The following is a 14138-nucleotide window of genomic DNA, read 5'->3' on the forward strand; positions in this document are numbered from 1 at the left end:
ATCCGGCAGCCCCGCCGGCACGGCGAGAAACATGCCGATCACCGCACAGAACACGATCAGCGTGTTCACCTTGGGCTTGGTCAGAACGTAGAAAGCTCGCAGACGGCCGGCACGCGCCGTTCCCAGGGCAAATGTCTTCATGGTCTCCCCTCCTCGAACACGACCGGCAGCGTGCCATGACGCCGCCGCGCCGGCAGCGCCACGACACCCGGCGCAGCCAGCCGGAAATTCACCCACACCATGATGCCGACCAGCAGGGCGGCACCCGCGTTGTGCGCCGCCGCCAGCGGCAAGGGCAGCGACAGCAGCACATTGGCGATGCCCAGCCCGATCTGCAGCACCAGCGCCGCCAGCAGCGTCGCACCGGCATCGAAAGTGTCCTGCCGCCGGCAAAGCGCCCAACCCAGCAGCAGCAGAGCCCCGCCGGCCACCAGCGCGCCGATGCGGTGCGACCAGTGGATGGCGGTGAGCGCGGCGTTCGACAGCAGTTCGCCATCGGCCGTCATGCCCAGCTCGCGCACGACGTGGAAGGCATTGGCATAATCGGCCTCGGGCGCGAAGCTGCCGTGGCAGGTCGGGAAGTCCGTACAGGCGAGCGCGGCGTAATTGGTGCTGGTCCAGCCGCCGAGGGCAACCTGGATGACGAGCAGCACGAAAGCCAGCCGCGCCCCGACCGACAGCATTGGCGTAGATCGCAGGCCATCGCGCCCCGGGCCGATGCGTCCCGGGCCTTCCCGGCTCGCCCTTGCATGGGCTTGCCCCGCGCCACAGGCGCGCAGCGCCAGCCAGGCCAGCAGCGCCAGCGTGGTCAGCCCGCCGAGCAGGTGTGCAGTGACGATGGCCGGCTTCAGCAGCAGCGTCACCGTCCATTTGCCGAGCAGGCCCTGGAACACCACCACGCCGACCAGCGCCAGCGCCACCCCGGGCGCGGCGCGCGGATGGTCGCGCAGACGCCATGCCAGCACGGCAATGGCAAGGATGAGCAGGCCGAGGCTGGCGGCCAGATAGCGGTGGATCATCTCCTTCCACGCCTTTGCCAGGCTGACCGGCCCGTGGGGTTCGGCGGCATGCACGTCGCGGATGACATCGGCGGCATGGGCCGGCGTCAGCTTGCCATAGCAACCCGGCCAGTCCGGGCAGCCGAGGCCGGCGTCGGCCAGGCGGACGTAGGCGCCGAAGACGACGACGACGAAGGTCAGCAGCAGCGCACCGAGCGCGAGCCGGCGATACCAGGCGAGCATGGCCATCACGGCCGCTCTCCCCTGCCCAGCGCCGAGTACTTCAGCAGGCGCTGCAGATCCTTGGTCAGCGCACGCGCCGCTTCGGTGACGTCGAGCCGGTCGTCGAAACGCATCATCACCTTGCCCAGCGGATCGACGAGATAGATCGTCCCCGTCAGACTGCCGGACGCCGGCGGCGGCAGCGCAGCCAGCCAACCGGCATCGGCGCGGACGACGTGCAGCGCATCGGCCAGCGAGGAACCGGGCAACTGCCCTTCGGCGGGTTTGCCGTCGTCGGTCAGCAGCCATACGCGGGTGACACGCTCCATCTCGCGGGCCTGCGCCAGGCGGGCCTGCCGCGACACGTAGAGCGCACGGGCACACGCACTGTCGCAGATCGACGGCGCCGCGAGCAGCAGGGTCCAGCGCCCCTGCAAATCGGCGCGGCCCAGCGCCGGCTGGCCGTCGACGCCCTGCAGGCGGGAATCCGGCAGCGGCACCGGTTCGAGCAGCGTGCCGTTGTTCACCCGCCCCTCCGGCTGCCAGACGTAGAACATCAGGTAGGACGCGAGCACCGGCAGCACACAAACCAGCGCGAGCAGCAGCAGGGTCCGGCGTGCCCTGCTTCGTTCCTTGGGCGCAAGCGCGGAGCGGCCGTGCTCAGCGTCCGGCGAGGCGAGGCTTCCGTTCATCGTCGGGTCTCCGCAGGAAAAGGCGCCGGGCGTAGGCGCAGCTCAGCACGGTGGCAAGCGCGGCCAGCGCGTACCATTGAAAAGCGTAGCCGTGATGGCGTTCGACGCCGGCCGACGGCGCCGGCCAGTCGCGCACCAGGCCATCGGCCGCTGCAGAGGTCTGCAGCACCAGCCAGGGGGCGAAGCAGGCCCCGGCCTGCCCCCTTTCCCCTGCCCGCGCGCTGCAGAGCGGCAGGCCCGGACGCTCCGTCAGCGTTGTCACGCCGCCGCCGATGTCCGTCCGCGCGGCCAGTCGGGCGATGTCCAGCACCTGCCACAAGCGGCCTTGCTCGAACTCGCCGTCCCGTGCCAGCGTGAACGCGCCTGCTTCCGGTATCTGCGCCCGCCCTTCCAGCGTCACACGGCCCGATCCGGCCGGCACCACGGGCAGGATCGCGCGATCGGCGCCGGCCGGAACCCAGCCCCGGTTGACCAGCACCACCCCGGAAGCGTCGGCCAGCCGCAAGGGCATCAGCACCTGATAGCCGGCGCGGCCGGCATGGGTGCGGTTGTCGAGAAAGATGCCCGCCGCCGGCAGCCATTCGCCTTCGAGCCTGACGCGCTGGCCGGGCATCACGCCCGCGCCTTCCGCCAGGGTGTCGAGCACCAGCGCCGGGCGCTGCGCGGCGGCGTCGAGCACGGCCTGCAGTGCCTGCTTTTCTTCGGCACGGCGCACCTGCCAGTTGCCGAGCGCCAGCGTGACGGCGGCCACCAGCGCGCCTGCCAGCAAGGGCAGCAACAGGCGGAGGCGGGCAGCAGCAGGCATCGCATCGGCTCCCGGGCAGCTACAGCAGGTAGACGACGACGAACAGGATCAGCCACACCACATCGACGAAATGCCAGTACCAGGCTGCGGCTTCGAAACCGAAGTGGCGCTGCGGGCTGAAATGGCCGGCCAGCGCACGGCCCAGCATCACCGTCAGCATGATCACGCCGACGGTGACGTGCAGGCCGTGGAAGCCGGTGAGCAGGTAGAAGGTCGTGCCGTAGATGCCGCTGTCGAGCCGCAGGTTGAGTTCGGCATAGGCATGCCCGTACTCATAGATCTGCAGGCCGAGGAACACCAGGCCGAGCGCGATGGTGAGCAGCAGCCCCAGCTTGAGCTGGCCGCGCCGCTCGGCGCGCAGGCCATGGTGCGCCCAGGTCAGCGTGGCGCCCGAAGTCAGCAGGATCAGCGTGTTGATCGCCGGAATGCCCCAGGCGCCCATCGGCGTGAAAGCCTCGGCGCCGCTCGGCGTGTAAGGCCCGGCGGTGGGCCAGGCGCTGCTGAAGCCCTGCCACAGCAGCGCCTCGTTGTCGCCCGAGGCCAGCCAGGGCACGGACAGCACGCGGGCGTAGAACAGCGCACCGAAGAAGGCGGCGAAGAACATCACTTCCGAGAAGATGAACCAGCCCATCGACCATCGGAAGGACTTGCCCACCCGCCAGCCGTAGCGGCCGGACTCGGATTCCCGCACCACCTGGCCGAACCAGCCGAACAGCATGTAGATCAGGACCGCCACGCCGGCAAGGAAAATCCACGGCCCGGACGGTACGTCGTTGAGCCACAGCGCGGCCCCGGCGCCGAACAGCAGCAGCGCAACCGAGCCGAAGAGGGGATAGGTCGACGGTTCGGGCACGAAGTAGTGGTCGAACCCCCGAGCGGCTGTTGTCTGACTCATGGCTTTCTCCCTGTTCGAACCCCGTTCGGTGCCGCTAGGCGAGCACCACCTGCACGACGACGACGATGGTGATGATGAAGATCGCCCCCGCCAGCACGCCGGCGGCGGCGACCGCAAGCGGATTCAGCGATCCGGCATCGTCCAGCCAGGCCTGCCGCTTGCGCACGCCGAAGAAGGACCACAGCACGGCACGCATCGTCGCCCAGAAACCGGCCTGGCGCGGCGTTCCAGGCCTGGCTCCGTCGCGCCCCGCGCCCACCGCTCAGCCTCCCGGCACCGGTGCTGCCGCTGCGCTGCCCGGCACCGCGGCCGTCGTGTTGCGCCCCTGCAGCTCGAAGAAGGTGTACGACAGCGTGATGACCGTGACCTCCTCCGGCAGCGCGGGGTCGATGACGAACACCACCGGCATGACGCGGCGCTCGCCCGGCGCCAGCGTCTGCTGGGCGAAGCAGAAGCAGTCCAGCTTGTTGAAGTGGCGCCCGGCGACCTGCGGGCCGTAGCTCGGTACCGCCTGGCCGGTGACCGGCACGTCGCGCGTGTTCGACACTTCGTATTCGACCTGGACCAACTGGCCCGGATGCACCTCGATCGAGCGCTGCAACGGCTGGAAACGCCACGGCAGATCGTGCAGATTGGCGTCGAACTGGACCAGGATGCTGCGGCTGGCATCGACCTGCGTATTGACCGCGCGCGCGCCCTGCTCGGCTTCCGGGCGCAGGAAATTGTTGATGCCGGTGACTTCGCAGATCTTCTCGTAGAAGGGCACGAGCAGGAAACCGAAGCCGAACATCACCACCGCCGATATGGCCAGGCGCAACAACAGGCGGCGGTTGTCCGCGGCGAGGCGGCGGTTCGCATGCGCACTCATTGGCCGAACACCTTGTACTTGAGGATCACGAACGCGAAGAAGGCGAAAGCGACCGCGGCCAGCACCAGGCCGGTGCGCCGGTTGGCTGCCCTGCGGTCGTCGCTGCGCGTCATGTCGTCCATCCTCGTCATGCTGGCGGTGAGGCGGAGAGCAAGCCTCCCTCTCCCGGTCGTCTCCACCCTCGCTCTCCGCTCACCCCGAACCCTGTCCATGCGGCGCCGGCTCACTTCACGACCGGCGCCTCCTCGAAGGTGTGGTGCGGCGCCGGCGAAGGCACCGTCCATTCCAGCCCCTCGGCACCTTCCCAGGCACGTGCTGCCGCACGTTCGCCACTGCCGCGCGCGCACTTGAGCACCACGGCGATGAAGATCAGCTGCGACAGCCCGAAGCCGAACGCACCCACCGAAGCCATGGCGTTGAAATCGGCGAACTGCAGCGCATAGTCGGGAATGCGGCGCGGCATGCCGGCGAGGCCGAGGAAGTGCATCGGGAAAAAGGTGATGTTGAAGAACACCATCGAACACCAGAAATGCAGCTTGCCGAGACGCTCGCTGGGCATGCGGCCGGTCCACTTGGGCAGCCAGTAGTAGGCAGCGGCGAACAGCGCGAACAGCGACCCCGCCACCAGCACATAGTGGAAATGCGCGACGACGTAATAGGTGTCCTGCACCTGGATGTCGATCGGCGCGATGGCACAGATGAGGCCGGTGAAGCCGCCGATCGTGAACACGAAGATGAAGCCGGTGGCCCACAGCATCGGCGTCTCGAAGCTCATCGCGCCGCGCCACATCGTCGCCACCCAGTTGAACACCTTCACGCCGGTGGGCACCGCGATCAGCATCGTCGCGTACATGAAGAAGAGCTGGCCTGCGGCCGGCATGCCGGTGGCGAACATGTGGTGCGCCCACACGGCGAAGGACAGGATGGCGATGGAAGCCGTGGCATAGACCATCGAGGCGTAGCCGAACAGCGGCTTGCGCGCGAAGGCGGGGATGATGTGGCTGACGATGCCGAAGGCCGGGAGGATCATGATGTACACCTCCGGATGGCCGAAGAACCAGAAGATGTGCTGGTACATCACCGGATCGCCGCCGCCCGCGGCGTTGAAGAAACTGGTGCCGAAGTGGCGGTCGGTCAGGATCATCGTCACCGCGCCGGCCAGCACCGGCATCACCGCGATCAGCAGGTAGGCGGTGATCAGCCAGGTCCAGCAGAACATCGGCATCTTCATCAGCGTCATGCCGGGCGCGCGCATGTTGAGCACGGTGACGACGATGTTGATCGCGCCCATGATCGAGCTGATGCCCATGATGTGGATGGCGAAGATCGCCATGTCCATGCCCATGCCCATCTGCACCGACAGCGGCGCGTACAGCGTCCAGCCCGCGGCCGAAGCGCCGCCGGGCACGAAGAAGGAGCCGAGCAGCAGGATCGCGGCCGGCGGCAGCAGCCAGAAGCTCCAGTTGTTCATGCGCGCGAAAGCCATGTCGCTGGCGCCGATCATCAGCGGGATCATCCAGTTCGCAAAGCCGACGAAGGCCGGCATGATGGCGCCGAATACCATCACCAGCCCGTGCATGGTCGTGAGCTGGTTGAAGAATTCCGGCTGCACCACCTGCAGACCGGGCTGGAACAGCTCGGCGCGGATCGTCAGCGCCATCACGCCCCCGGACAGGAACATGATGAAGCTGAAGATCATGTACAGCGTGCCGATGTCCTTGTGGTTGGTCGTCGTGAGCCAGCGCATCAAGCCGGTCGGGCCGGGGTGATGGGCCTGGATCTGATCATGTGTGACGGCGGCCATGCGAAGGTCCTCCTGTCAAACGGCGGCGGGACAGCGGCTACAGGGCCGGCGGCTGCGGCGCCAGCGATGCCTGCTCCACGCCGGCGGTCGCGGCCTGCTGCTGGCGTACCCATTCGGTGTACTTCTCGGCCGACACCACGTGGACCTCGATCGGCATGAAGCCATGATCGCGGCCGCACAGCTCGGCACAGTTGCCCCGGTAGACGCCTTCCTTGTCGGCACGGAACCAGGTGTCGCGGATGAAGCCGGGAATGGCATCCTGCTTGACGCCGAAAGCCGGCACCCACCACGAATGGATGACATCGTTGGCCGTCAGCAGCACCCGTACCTTCTTGCCGACCGGCACCACCAGCGGCTTGTCGACTTCCAGCAGATAGGCTTCGCCCTTGGGCGCACCGCCTTCGATCTGCTCGCGCGGCGTGGACAGGCTGGACAGGAAGCGGATGCCTTCGCCTTCGCCCTGCAGGTAGTCGTAGCCCCATTTCCACTGGTAGCCGGTGGCCTTGACCGTGATGTCGGGATTGGAGGTGTCCTTCATCTCGATCACGGTCCGGGTCGCGGGCCAGGCCATGCCGAGCAGGATCAGGATGGGGATGATGGTCCACGCGATCTCGACCGCGGTGTTCTCATGGAAATTGGCCGCGACCGCGCCCCTGGACTTGCGGTGGTTGAACACCGCCCAGAACATCACGCCGAACACGCCGATGAAGATGATCAGGCAGATCACCAGCATCAGGGTATGCATGTCGTTGATCTGCTCGGCGATGCCGGTGACCGGCGCCTGGAGGTTGTAGCGCGCCGGCGTTTCCTGTGCAGACACAGGCCAAGCAGCGCCGGCAGCTAGCAGAGCGCCCGTGATGCGACTGGCACGTTCCATGACCACCCCCTACACAATGTAGTTTCGGCCTGTGCGATCGATGGTGCCATAGCAAAAATCATATCCGCAACATGGGATTTTGATAAAAATCAAGTTTCCGCACTGCAATATTTGCTAGGAGCCGTGGCATACGTGCGCTTTCGCCGCGGCTTCGGGGTTTTCCCATAGGCTCGTTTCCCGCGACGCAGCAATACGGCACGGCATGTGCGTCCGCCCTTCTCGATACCGTGCCCGCTTTGCGGCGGCCGCTATCGGTATTACGCTTGGCTGCCCCAAGCCACGCCGGAGAGCCGTCCTGGAAACCGCCGCCGCCACGCCCTTCGCCCTGTTCGCCGCGCTCGTCGGCGGCATCGGCCTGTTCCTGATCGGCATGAACATGATGACCGAGGGACTGAAGCTGGCCGCCGGCCGCGCCCTGGAAGGCCTGCTCGAACGCGGTACCGCCACTGCTCCGCGCGGCCTGGCGGCCGGCTACCTGATCACCGCGCTGGTGCAGTCATCCACCGCCGTCACCATTGCCAGCATCGGTTTCGTCAATACCGGCCTGCTGCCGCTGAAGAACGCCTTGTGGGTCATATTCGGCTCGAACCTCGGCTCGACGATGAACGCGTGGCTGGTAGCGATACTCGGCTTCGGTTTCAAGATCGACACTTTTTCCCTGCCTTTCGTCGGTATCGGCGCCATGCTGATGCTGGCCGGCCGGACACTGCGCGCGCGCTCGCTGGGGCAGGCGCTGGCCGGCTTCGGCATCCTGTTCCTCGGCATCGGCGTGCTCAAGGATGGTTTCTCCGGCATCGGCGGCATGGTGGACCTGCAGGATTTCATCGCACCGGGTCTTGCCGGCTGGCTGATACTGATCGGCATCGGCACGCTGCTCACCGTCCTGATGCAGACTTCGGCGGCAGTCGTCGCCATCGTCATCACGGCGGCACAAGGTGGCCTGCTCTCGGTGGAAGCGGCCTGCGCGATCGTGATCGGCACCAACATCGGCACCACCTCCACCGCCGTACTGGCGGCCATCGGCGCCACCGCCGCCGCACGCCGGCTGGCGGCGGCGCACGTATTGTTCAATGTGGTGACCGGTATCGCAGCGCTGTTGCTGCTGCCAGCGCTGATCGGCCTGGCGGACTGGCTGCGCGGCGTGCTCGAACAACCGGCGACGCCGGCGCTGATGATCGTGCTGTTCCACACCACCTTCAACGTGCTCGGCGTGCTGCTGATGGTACCGCTGGCGCCCGGCATGCCGCGCCTGCTCGAGCGCCTGTTCCGTACCCGCGAAGAAGAGGCGGCCCGGCCGCGGTACCTGGATGCGAACTCGCTGACGGTCCCCGATCTCGCCATGCGCGCGCTGCGCCTGGAGTTGTCGCGCTCGCAGGAGTTCGCCGTGGCCGGGCTGACGGCGATTACGCACCAGCCACCGGATGAGGCTGGCGTCAGGCGCGAAACCGCGTCCTTGCAGGCTCTGGCGCCGGCAATCAGCGACTATGCCCATCGGCTCAGTGGCGCACGGCTTCCGCTCGCACTCGTCGAACAGCTCGCCCACAGCCTGCGCACGCTGCGCTACCAGGAGACCGCCGTGGTGCTGCTGCAGGAAGTCGCCGGCCTGGCCGGAGAGCTGGACCTCCCGGACTCGACGGTGCCGGGCTTTCGTACCGAGGCCGAAGCCTTCCGCCATGCCCTCACCAATCTGGCCGAGGCTGCCGTCCCCCTGCGCGACGCTTTCAGCTCCGGCGCGGTATCGGTGCGCCTCGACGAAATGGAAACGTCTTATCAGGCCCTGAAGGAAGCCCTGTTCCTCGCCGGCGCGCATGCCCGCCTGGACATCCGAACGATGCAGGACTGGCTACGGCTTGCGAGCCTCACCCGCCGCGCCGCGCGGCAGATCGCCAAAGCCGCACGCATGATTGCGGCCCTGGGAGAAGGCAGCTCGGCTGCGGAGGCGGCACAGAACGCGGAGGCCGAAGAAGGCACGGACTGAGCCGGGCGCACTCTTCCGCGCCTCTCTCCCGCGACAAAAATTGCAGACGTCATGAAATCGACCTGGCGCGCCACCATGCCAGGACCGTGAAGCCGGTACAATACGCGCCATGGACACTGCGTTCGCCTCTTCTCCCCCCGTGCCGTCTTCCCCCCCGACCCAGCCCGGCGGCGCGCTGCACATCCTCGAACACGTCTTCGGCTATTCCGCCTTCCGCGGCGAGCAGCAGGCCATCGTCGAGCAGGTCGCGGCCGGCGGCGACGCGCTGGTGCTGATGCCCACCGGCGGCGGCAAGTCGCTGTGCTACCAGATTCCCGCGCTGCTGCGCGAAGGCACGGCGATCGTGGTGTCGCCGCTGATCGCGCTGATGCAGGACCAGGTCAGCGCCTTGGTCGAGGCCGGCGTGAAGGCGGCCTACCTCAATTCCAGCCTCGGCGCCGACGAGGCCCGCGCGGTCGAGCGTGCGCTGCACGCAGGCGGGCTAGACCTGCTCTACGTCGCGCCCGAGCGCCTGATGACGCCGCGCTTTCTCGACCAGCTCGACCATCTGCGCGACACCGGCCGGCTCGCACTGTTCGCCATCGACGAAGCACACTGCGTCTCGCAATGGGGCCACGACTTCCGCCCCGAATACCTGCAGTTGTCGATCCTGCCGGAGCGCTACCCGGCCATCCCGCGCATCGCGCTGACCGCCACCGCCGACCGCCAGACCCGCGAGGAGATCGCCCAGCGGCTGAACCTGCAGCATGCGCGCCGCTTCGTCTCCAGCTTCGACCGCCCGAACATCCGCTACACCATCGTCGACAAGGACGACCCACGCCGCCAGTTGCTGCACTTCATCCGCGAGGAATGCGCCTCCGAGGCCGGCATCGTGTACTGCCTGTCGCGGCGCAAGGTGGAAGAAACCGCCGCCTGGCTGCAGGAACAGGGGCTGAAGGCCCTGCCCTACCACGCCGGCATGACGCAGGACGTGCGCGCCGAACACCAGACCCGCTTCCTGCGCGAGGACGGCCTGATCATGGTGGCGACGATCGCCTTCGGCATGGGCATCGACAAGCCCGACGTGCGCTTCGTCGCCCACCTCGACCTGCCGCGCTCGATCGAGGGCTATTACCAGGAAACCGGCCGCGCCGGCCGCGACGGCCTGCCGGCGCAGGCCTGGATGGCCTGGGGTGCGCAGGATGTGGTGCAGCAGCGCCGCATGATCGACGAGTCCGAGGCCGGCGAGGAATTCAAGCGCCTGGCGCGCAACCGGCTCGACGTGCTGGTCGGCCTGGTCGAGGCCACCACCTGCCGCCGCCAGCACCTGCTGGCCTACTTCGGCGAGGATTCCGGCCCCTGCGGCAACTGCGACAACTGCCTGAATCCGCCGCAGACCTGGGATGCGACCGAGGCCGCGCGCAAGGCGCTGAGCTGCGTCTACCGCACCGGCCAGCGCTACGGCGCAGGGCACCTGATCGACGTGCTGCGCGGCGAACTGACCGACAAGGTCGTCGAACGCGGCCACCAGGACATCACCACTTTCGGCATCGGCAGCGATCTGGACGAAAAGCGCTGGCGCACGATCTTCCGCCAGTTGGTCGCGCGCGAATTCATCGCTGTGGACCACGAGCGCTACAACGCACTGCGCCTGACCGACGCCGCCCGCCCGCTGCTGCGCGGCGAAGCCGCGTTCCACCTGCGCCTGGAACGCGAAAAGAGCCGCAGCCGCGGCAAGCGCCGCAGCGCCGCCCCGCTCGACATCCCGGGCGGCATCCCGACCACGCTGTTCGACCGCCTGCGCGCCTGGCGCGTGGCAACGGCAAAAGAGCGCAACGTACCGGCCTACGTCGTCTTCCAGGACGCCACGCTGCGCGAGATCGCCATCACCCGGCCGCAGTCGCTGGCCGAACTGGCCGGCATCAGCGGCGTCGGCGACCGCAAGCTGGAAGCCTACGGCGAGGCCATCCTCGGCATCGTCGCCGAGACGACCTGAACCCTGCCGGCCGCTGCGCACGGGAGATGCACGCGCACCGCAGGCCTTGCAGGTGCCCGCACGGACAAAAAAACCCGGGAGGGGCCGAAACCCCGTCCCGGGTCGCGCAGGACTTCACGCCCGCCGCCGCCCACGGGCGGGGGGCAAGACGCTCAATAGTCCATGTCGGGCATGGCCGGCGCCGCGGCCTTGGCCTCCTTCGGCGCCTCGGCCACCGTGGCATCGGTGGTGAGGATCAGGCCGGCGACCGACGCGGCGTTCTGCAGCGCGGTGCGGGTGACCTTGGTCGGGTCGATGACGCCCGTTTCCACCAGGTCGCCGTATTCGCCGCTGGCCGCGTCGTAGCCGAAGTTGCCCTGGCCGGCCTCGACCTTGGCGACCACCACCGAGGGTTCGTCGCCGGCGTTGGCCGCGATCGCGCGCAGCGGCTCTTCGAGCGCGCGCAGCACGATCTTGATGCCGGCATCCTGATCGTGGTTGCTCCCCTTCAGCGCCTTGATCGCGGCGCGGGCGCGCAGCAGCGCGACGCCGCCGCCCGGCACGATGCCTTCTTCCACCGCCGCGCGGGTGGCGTGCAGCGCATCGTCGACGCGGTCCTTCTTCTCCTTCATCTCGACTTCGGTGGCAGCGCCGACCTTGATCACGGCGACGCCGCCGGCGAGCTTGGCCACGCGCTCCTGCAGCTTCTCGCGGTCGTAGTCGGAGGTGGTGTCCTCGATCTGGCGCTGAATCGCCGCCACGCGGGCCTTGATCCTGTCCTCTTCGCCGGCGCCGTCGATGATGGTGGTGCTTTCCTTGTGCACCTCCACCCGCTTGGCGCGGCCGAGGTCGGCCAGCGTCGCCTTTTCGAGCTGCTTGCCGGTTTCTTCGGAGATCACCGTGGCGCCGGTCAGGATGGCGATGTCCTCCAGCATGGCCTTGCGGCGGTCGCCGAAACCCGGCGCCTTCACCGCGGCCACCTTCAGCACGCCGCGCATGCTGTTGACCACCAGCGTGGCGAGCGCCTCGCCATCGACGTCCTCGGCGATGATCAGCAGCGGACGGCCGGCCTTGGCCACTTCTTCCAGCACCGGCAGCAGGTCGCGGATGTTGGAGATCTTCTTGTCGTACAGCAGGACCAGCGGCTCTTCGAGCACGGCGACCTGCTTGTCGGGATCGTTGATGAAGTAGGGGCTGATGTAGCCGCGGTCGAACTGCATGCCCTCGACGACGTCGAGCTCGTTCTCCAGCGACTTGCCGTCCTCGACGGTGATCACCCCTTCCTTGCCGACCTTGGCCATGGCCTCGGCGATGATGTCGCCGATCGCGCCGTCGGAGTTGGCCGAGATCGACGCGACCTGGGCGATTTCCTTGTTGGTCGAGCAGAGCCTGGACAGCTTCTTCAACTCGTCGACGGTGACGGCGACGGCCTTGTCGATACCGCGCTTCAGGTCCATCGGGTTCATGCCGGCGGCCACGTATTTCATGCCCTCGGCGACGATGGCCTGGGCCAGCACGGTCGCGGTGGTGGTGCCGTCGCCGGCGATGTCGGCGGTCTTGGACGCGACCTGCTTCACCATCTGCGCGCCCATGTTCTCCAGCTTGTCCTTCAGCTCGATTTCCTTGGCCACCGAGACGCCGTCCTTGGTGATCAGCGGCGCGCCGAAACTGCGATCGAGCACCACGTTGCGCCCCTTCGGGCCAAGCGTGACCTTGACCGCATTGGCCAGGGTGTTGACGCCCTTCACGATGCGTTCGCGGGCTTCGTCATGAAACTGGACGATCTTTGCTGCCATGTCTGTTGGTCTCCTGCAATGCGTGTGGGGATCAGGCGGCCTTCTTCAGCGCCGCGGCCTCGCGCTCGACGACGCCCATGACGTCGTCCTCGCGCATAACGAGCAGTTCCTCGCCATCGACCTTGATCGTCTGTCCGGCGTACTTGCCGAACAGCACCAGGTCGCCGGCCTTCACTTCCATCGGGATCAGCTCGCCCTTGTCGTCGCGGCGGCCGGGGCCGACGGCGACGACCTCGCCCTGCTCGGGCTTTTCGGCCGCGGAGTCGGGAATCACGATGCCGGATGCCGTCGTGCGCTGCGCTTCGATTCGCTTGACGATAATCCGGTCGCGGAGGGGACGAATGTGCATCTCTATCTCCTTTACGAGTTCATATCACCAATGGGATCGGCCGCTCCAAGGCTGCGCGCATCCGCAGCGGAGCGGCCGATCCGGGGCCGGCTGCCCGCCGGCGGAAATCGATCTGGGGACGTGTCGGAGCGATTTCAAGAGGGGCTGCATGGAAAATGCGAAAGGCCTGGCCAGGCGGCAGACTCCGGCGCCCGGCCTGCGGCATGGGCATCAGGGCAGGACGATGCGGGTCACCCTGCCGAGGCGATACACGAGCGGCACGCCGCGCCGGCCCTGGCCGGACCTGGGCGCCACCGGGCACGGCGGTTCGCGGCCGCCGTCGGGGCGCAGCGTGTCGTCCTCGGCGACCGTGCGCCACACGCCGCCGCGCACCGGACGGAACAGCCAGCGCACATAGCCCTTCGCCGCGGCGAAATGCATCATCTCGCTGCGGTCGGGGGCCTCGGCCAGCAGATGCGATTCGTCGCCGGGCGCCAGCGGATTGGCGCCGAAAGCCTGGCGGCATTCGACCGTCTCCTGCTCGGGCGCACCCACGCGCGCGCAGGCGCGCCGGGCGTGCCGTTCCATGTCCCAGGCACCGAGCTGCCAGGCCGCATCGAGCATCGCGGCATCGATTTCCTCCAGCGCCCACCAGCGCGCATTGAGCTGCAGCGCCGACCCCGGCACCGGCCGCCGGCGCGTCAGCGGGTCGCCGGCGGGCATCCGCTCGTCGCGGCGAAAGCCGTGCCAGTGCAGTATCAGCAAGAGCGGCGTGTCCGGCCGCGGCAGCGCGGTGACCGTCACTGCGTAGAGCGGCAGCCGCACGGTATCGACCTGGGCGATGATGCTTTGCAGTATCTCCATGGCGATCCTCCAAATGGGCAGGGGCGATGAAAACAGCGCAGGGAAACGGCACAGTCT

14 protein-coding genes and 1 pseudogene are annotated in these 14138 nt (G+C 67.9%); 2 read left to right on the forward strand and 13 right to left on the reverse strand.

All coding sequences use genetic code 11. The features are described 5' to 3' along the window. From TBU01S_RS25100 to coxB, 10 genes and pseudogenes are all read right to left on the reverse strand, one after another. Positions 1–141 (reverse strand): annotated as a pseudogene (locus tag TBU01S_RS25100) (heme o synthase); the annotation flags it as partial. Further along, the gene (locus tag TBU01S_RS12300) at positions 138–1247 is read right to left on the reverse strand and encodes a COX15/CtaA family protein (protein ID WP_217999613.1); all 1110 of its coding nucleotides are present in this window, start codon (positions 1245–1247) and stop codon (positions 138–140) included. The pseudogene TBU01S_RS25100 and the gene TBU01S_RS12300, both read right to left, overlap by 4 nt. Further along, positions 1247–1912 carry a redox-active disulfide-containing membrane protein gene (locus TBU01S_RS12305; protein ID WP_245650915.1) on the reverse strand — a complete coding sequence of 222 codons (666 nt, stop codon included), beginning with the start codon at positions 1910–1912 and terminating at the stop codon, positions 1247–1249. The genes TBU01S_RS12300 and TBU01S_RS12305 overlap by 1 nt, the downstream gene beginning before the upstream one ends. Next, positions 1881–2717: an SURF1 family protein gene (locus TBU01S_RS12310; RefSeq protein ID WP_068636927.1), complete on the reverse strand. Its 837-nt coding sequence runs from the start codon at positions 2715–2717 to the stop codon at positions 1881–1883. The genes TBU01S_RS12305 and TBU01S_RS12310 overlap by 32 nt, the downstream gene beginning before the upstream one ends. A 19-nt stretch (positions 2718–2736) precedes the next feature. Beyond that, positions 2737–3612: a cytochrome c oxidase subunit 3 gene (locus tag TBU01S_RS12315; RefSeq protein ID WP_068636928.1), complete on the reverse strand. Its 876-nt coding sequence runs from the start codon at positions 3610–3612 to the stop codon at positions 2737–2739. Positions 3613–3646: 34 nt separating this feature from the next. After that, entirely contained in the window at positions 3647–3871 is a 225-nt protein-coding gene (locus TBU01S_RS23065) for a DUF2970 domain-containing protein (protein ID WP_369404206.1), read from the reverse strand. A 3-nt stretch (positions 3872–3874) separates the two neighbouring features. Beyond that, entirely contained in the window at positions 3875–4480 is a 606-nt protein-coding gene (locus tag TBU01S_RS12320; protein WP_068636929.1) for a cytochrome c oxidase assembly protein, read from the reverse strand. After that, positions 4477–4593, reverse strand: coding sequence for a cytochrome oxidase small assembly protein (locus TBU01S_RS24505; protein WP_217999611.1), 117 nt, complete (start codon positions 4591–4593; stop codon positions 4477–4479). Before TBU01S_RS24505 ends, TBU01S_RS12320 begins: the two co-directional genes overlap by 4 nt. Positions 4594–4703: 110 nt before the next feature. After that, positions 4704–6284 carry a cytochrome c oxidase subunit I gene (gene ctaD / locus TBU01S_RS12325; protein ID WP_068636930.1) on the reverse strand — a complete coding sequence of 527 codons (1581 nt, stop codon included), beginning with the start codon at positions 6282–6284 and terminating at the stop codon, positions 4704–4706. A gap of 37 nt (positions 6285–6321) precedes the next feature. Further along, the gene (coxB, locus tag TBU01S_RS12330) at positions 6322–7104 is read right to left on the reverse strand and encodes a cytochrome c oxidase subunit II (protein ID WP_088178874.1); all 783 of its coding nucleotides are present in this window, start codon (positions 7102–7104) and stop codon (positions 6322–6324) included. A gap of 427 nt (positions 7105–7531) precedes the next feature. Between coxB and TBU01S_RS12335 the strand changes: the two genes are divergently transcribed. Both TBU01S_RS12335 and recQ read left to right on the forward strand, forming a co-directional pair. Next, positions 7532–9139, forward strand: coding sequence for a Na/Pi cotransporter family protein (locus TBU01S_RS12335; RefSeq protein WP_068636997.1), 1608 nt, complete (start codon positions 7532–7534; stop codon positions 9137–9139). A gap of 109 nt (positions 9140–9248) precedes the next feature. Continuing rightward, entirely contained in the window at positions 9249–11114 is a 1866-nt protein-coding gene (gene recQ, locus TBU01S_RS12340) for a DNA helicase RecQ (RefSeq protein ID WP_088178875.1), read from the forward strand. 152 nt (positions 11115–11266) lie between these two features. Here the strand turns inward: recQ and groL are convergent, their stop codons facing one another. The 3 genes from groL to TBU01S_RS12355 all read right to left on the reverse strand — a co-directional run bounded on the left by groL (position 11267) and on the right by TBU01S_RS12355 (position 14081). Continuing rightward, entirely contained in the window at positions 11267–12889 is a 1623-nt protein-coding gene (gene groL / locus TBU01S_RS12345) for a chaperonin GroEL (protein WP_068636933.1), read from the reverse strand. Positions 12890–12920: 31 nt separating this feature from the next. Beyond that, complete coding sequence (locus tag TBU01S_RS12350) at positions 12921–13238, reverse strand: co-chaperone GroES (RefSeq protein WP_068636934.1); 318 nt, start codon at positions 13236–13238, stop codon at positions 12921–12923. Between the two features lie 210 nt (positions 13239–13448). Then, the gene (locus TBU01S_RS12355) at positions 13449–14081 is read right to left on the reverse strand and encodes a diguanylate cyclase (RefSeq protein WP_068636935.1); all 633 of its coding nucleotides are present in this window, start codon (positions 14079–14081) and stop codon (positions 13449–13451) included. Between the last annotated feature and the right edge of the window lie 57 nt (positions 14082–14138).

Origin of the sequence: Thauera butanivorans NBRC 103042 (assembly GCF_001591165.1) — a bacterium.
GTDB lineage: Bacteria > Pseudomonadota > Gammaproteobacteria > Burkholderiales > Rhodocyclaceae > Thauera > Thauera butanivorans.

Excerpts from the sequence above, each read along its gene's own strand:
- TBU01S_RS12315 (WP_068636928.1), bottom strand. The coding sequence starts at position 3,612 with ATGAGTCAGACAACAGCCGCTCGGGGGTTCGACCACTACTTCGTGCCC.
- ctaD (WP_068636930.1), bottom strand. The coding sequence starts at position 6,284 with ATGGCCGCCGTCACACATGATCAGATCCAGGCCCATCACCCCGGCCCG.
- TBU01S_RS12350 (WP_068636934.1), bottom strand. The coding sequence starts at position 13,238 with ATGCACATTCGTCCCCTCCGCGACCGGATTATCGTCAAGCGAATCGAA.
- TBU01S_RS12305 (WP_245650915.1), bottom strand. The coding sequence starts at position 1,912 with ATGAACGGAAGCCTCGCCTCGCCGGACGCTGAGCACGGCCGCTCCGCG.
- groL (WP_068636933.1), bottom strand. The coding sequence starts at position 12,889 with ATGGCAGCAAAGATCGTCCAGTTTCATGACGAAGCCCGCGAACGCATC.
- TBU01S_RS24505 (WP_217999611.1), bottom strand. The coding sequence starts at position 4,593 with ATGACGCGCAGCGACGACCGCAGGGCAGCCAACCGGCGCACCGGCCTG.
- recQ (WP_088178875.1), top strand. The coding sequence starts at position 9,249 with ATGGACACTGCGTTCGCCTCTTCTCCCCCCGTGCCGTCTTCCCCCCCG.
- TBU01S_RS12320 (WP_068636929.1), bottom strand. The coding sequence starts at position 4,480 with ATGAGTGCGCATGCGAACCGCCGCCTCGCCGCGGACAACCGCCGCCTG.
- TBU01S_RS12310 (WP_068636927.1), bottom strand. The coding sequence starts at position 2,717 with ATGCCTGCTGCTGCCCGCCTCCGCCTGTTGCTGCCCTTGCTGGCAGGC.
- TBU01S_RS12355 (WP_068636935.1), bottom strand. The coding sequence starts at position 14,081 with ATGGAGATACTGCAAAGCATCATCGCCCAGGTCGATACCGTGCGGCTG.
- TBU01S_RS12335 (WP_068636997.1), top strand. The coding sequence starts at position 7,532 with ATGAACATGATGACCGAGGGACTGAAGCTGGCCGCCGGCCGCGCCCTG.
- TBU01S_RS12300 (WP_217999613.1), bottom strand. The coding sequence starts at position 1,247 with ATGGCCATGCTCGCCTGGTATCGCCGGCTCGCGCTCGGTGCGCTGCTG.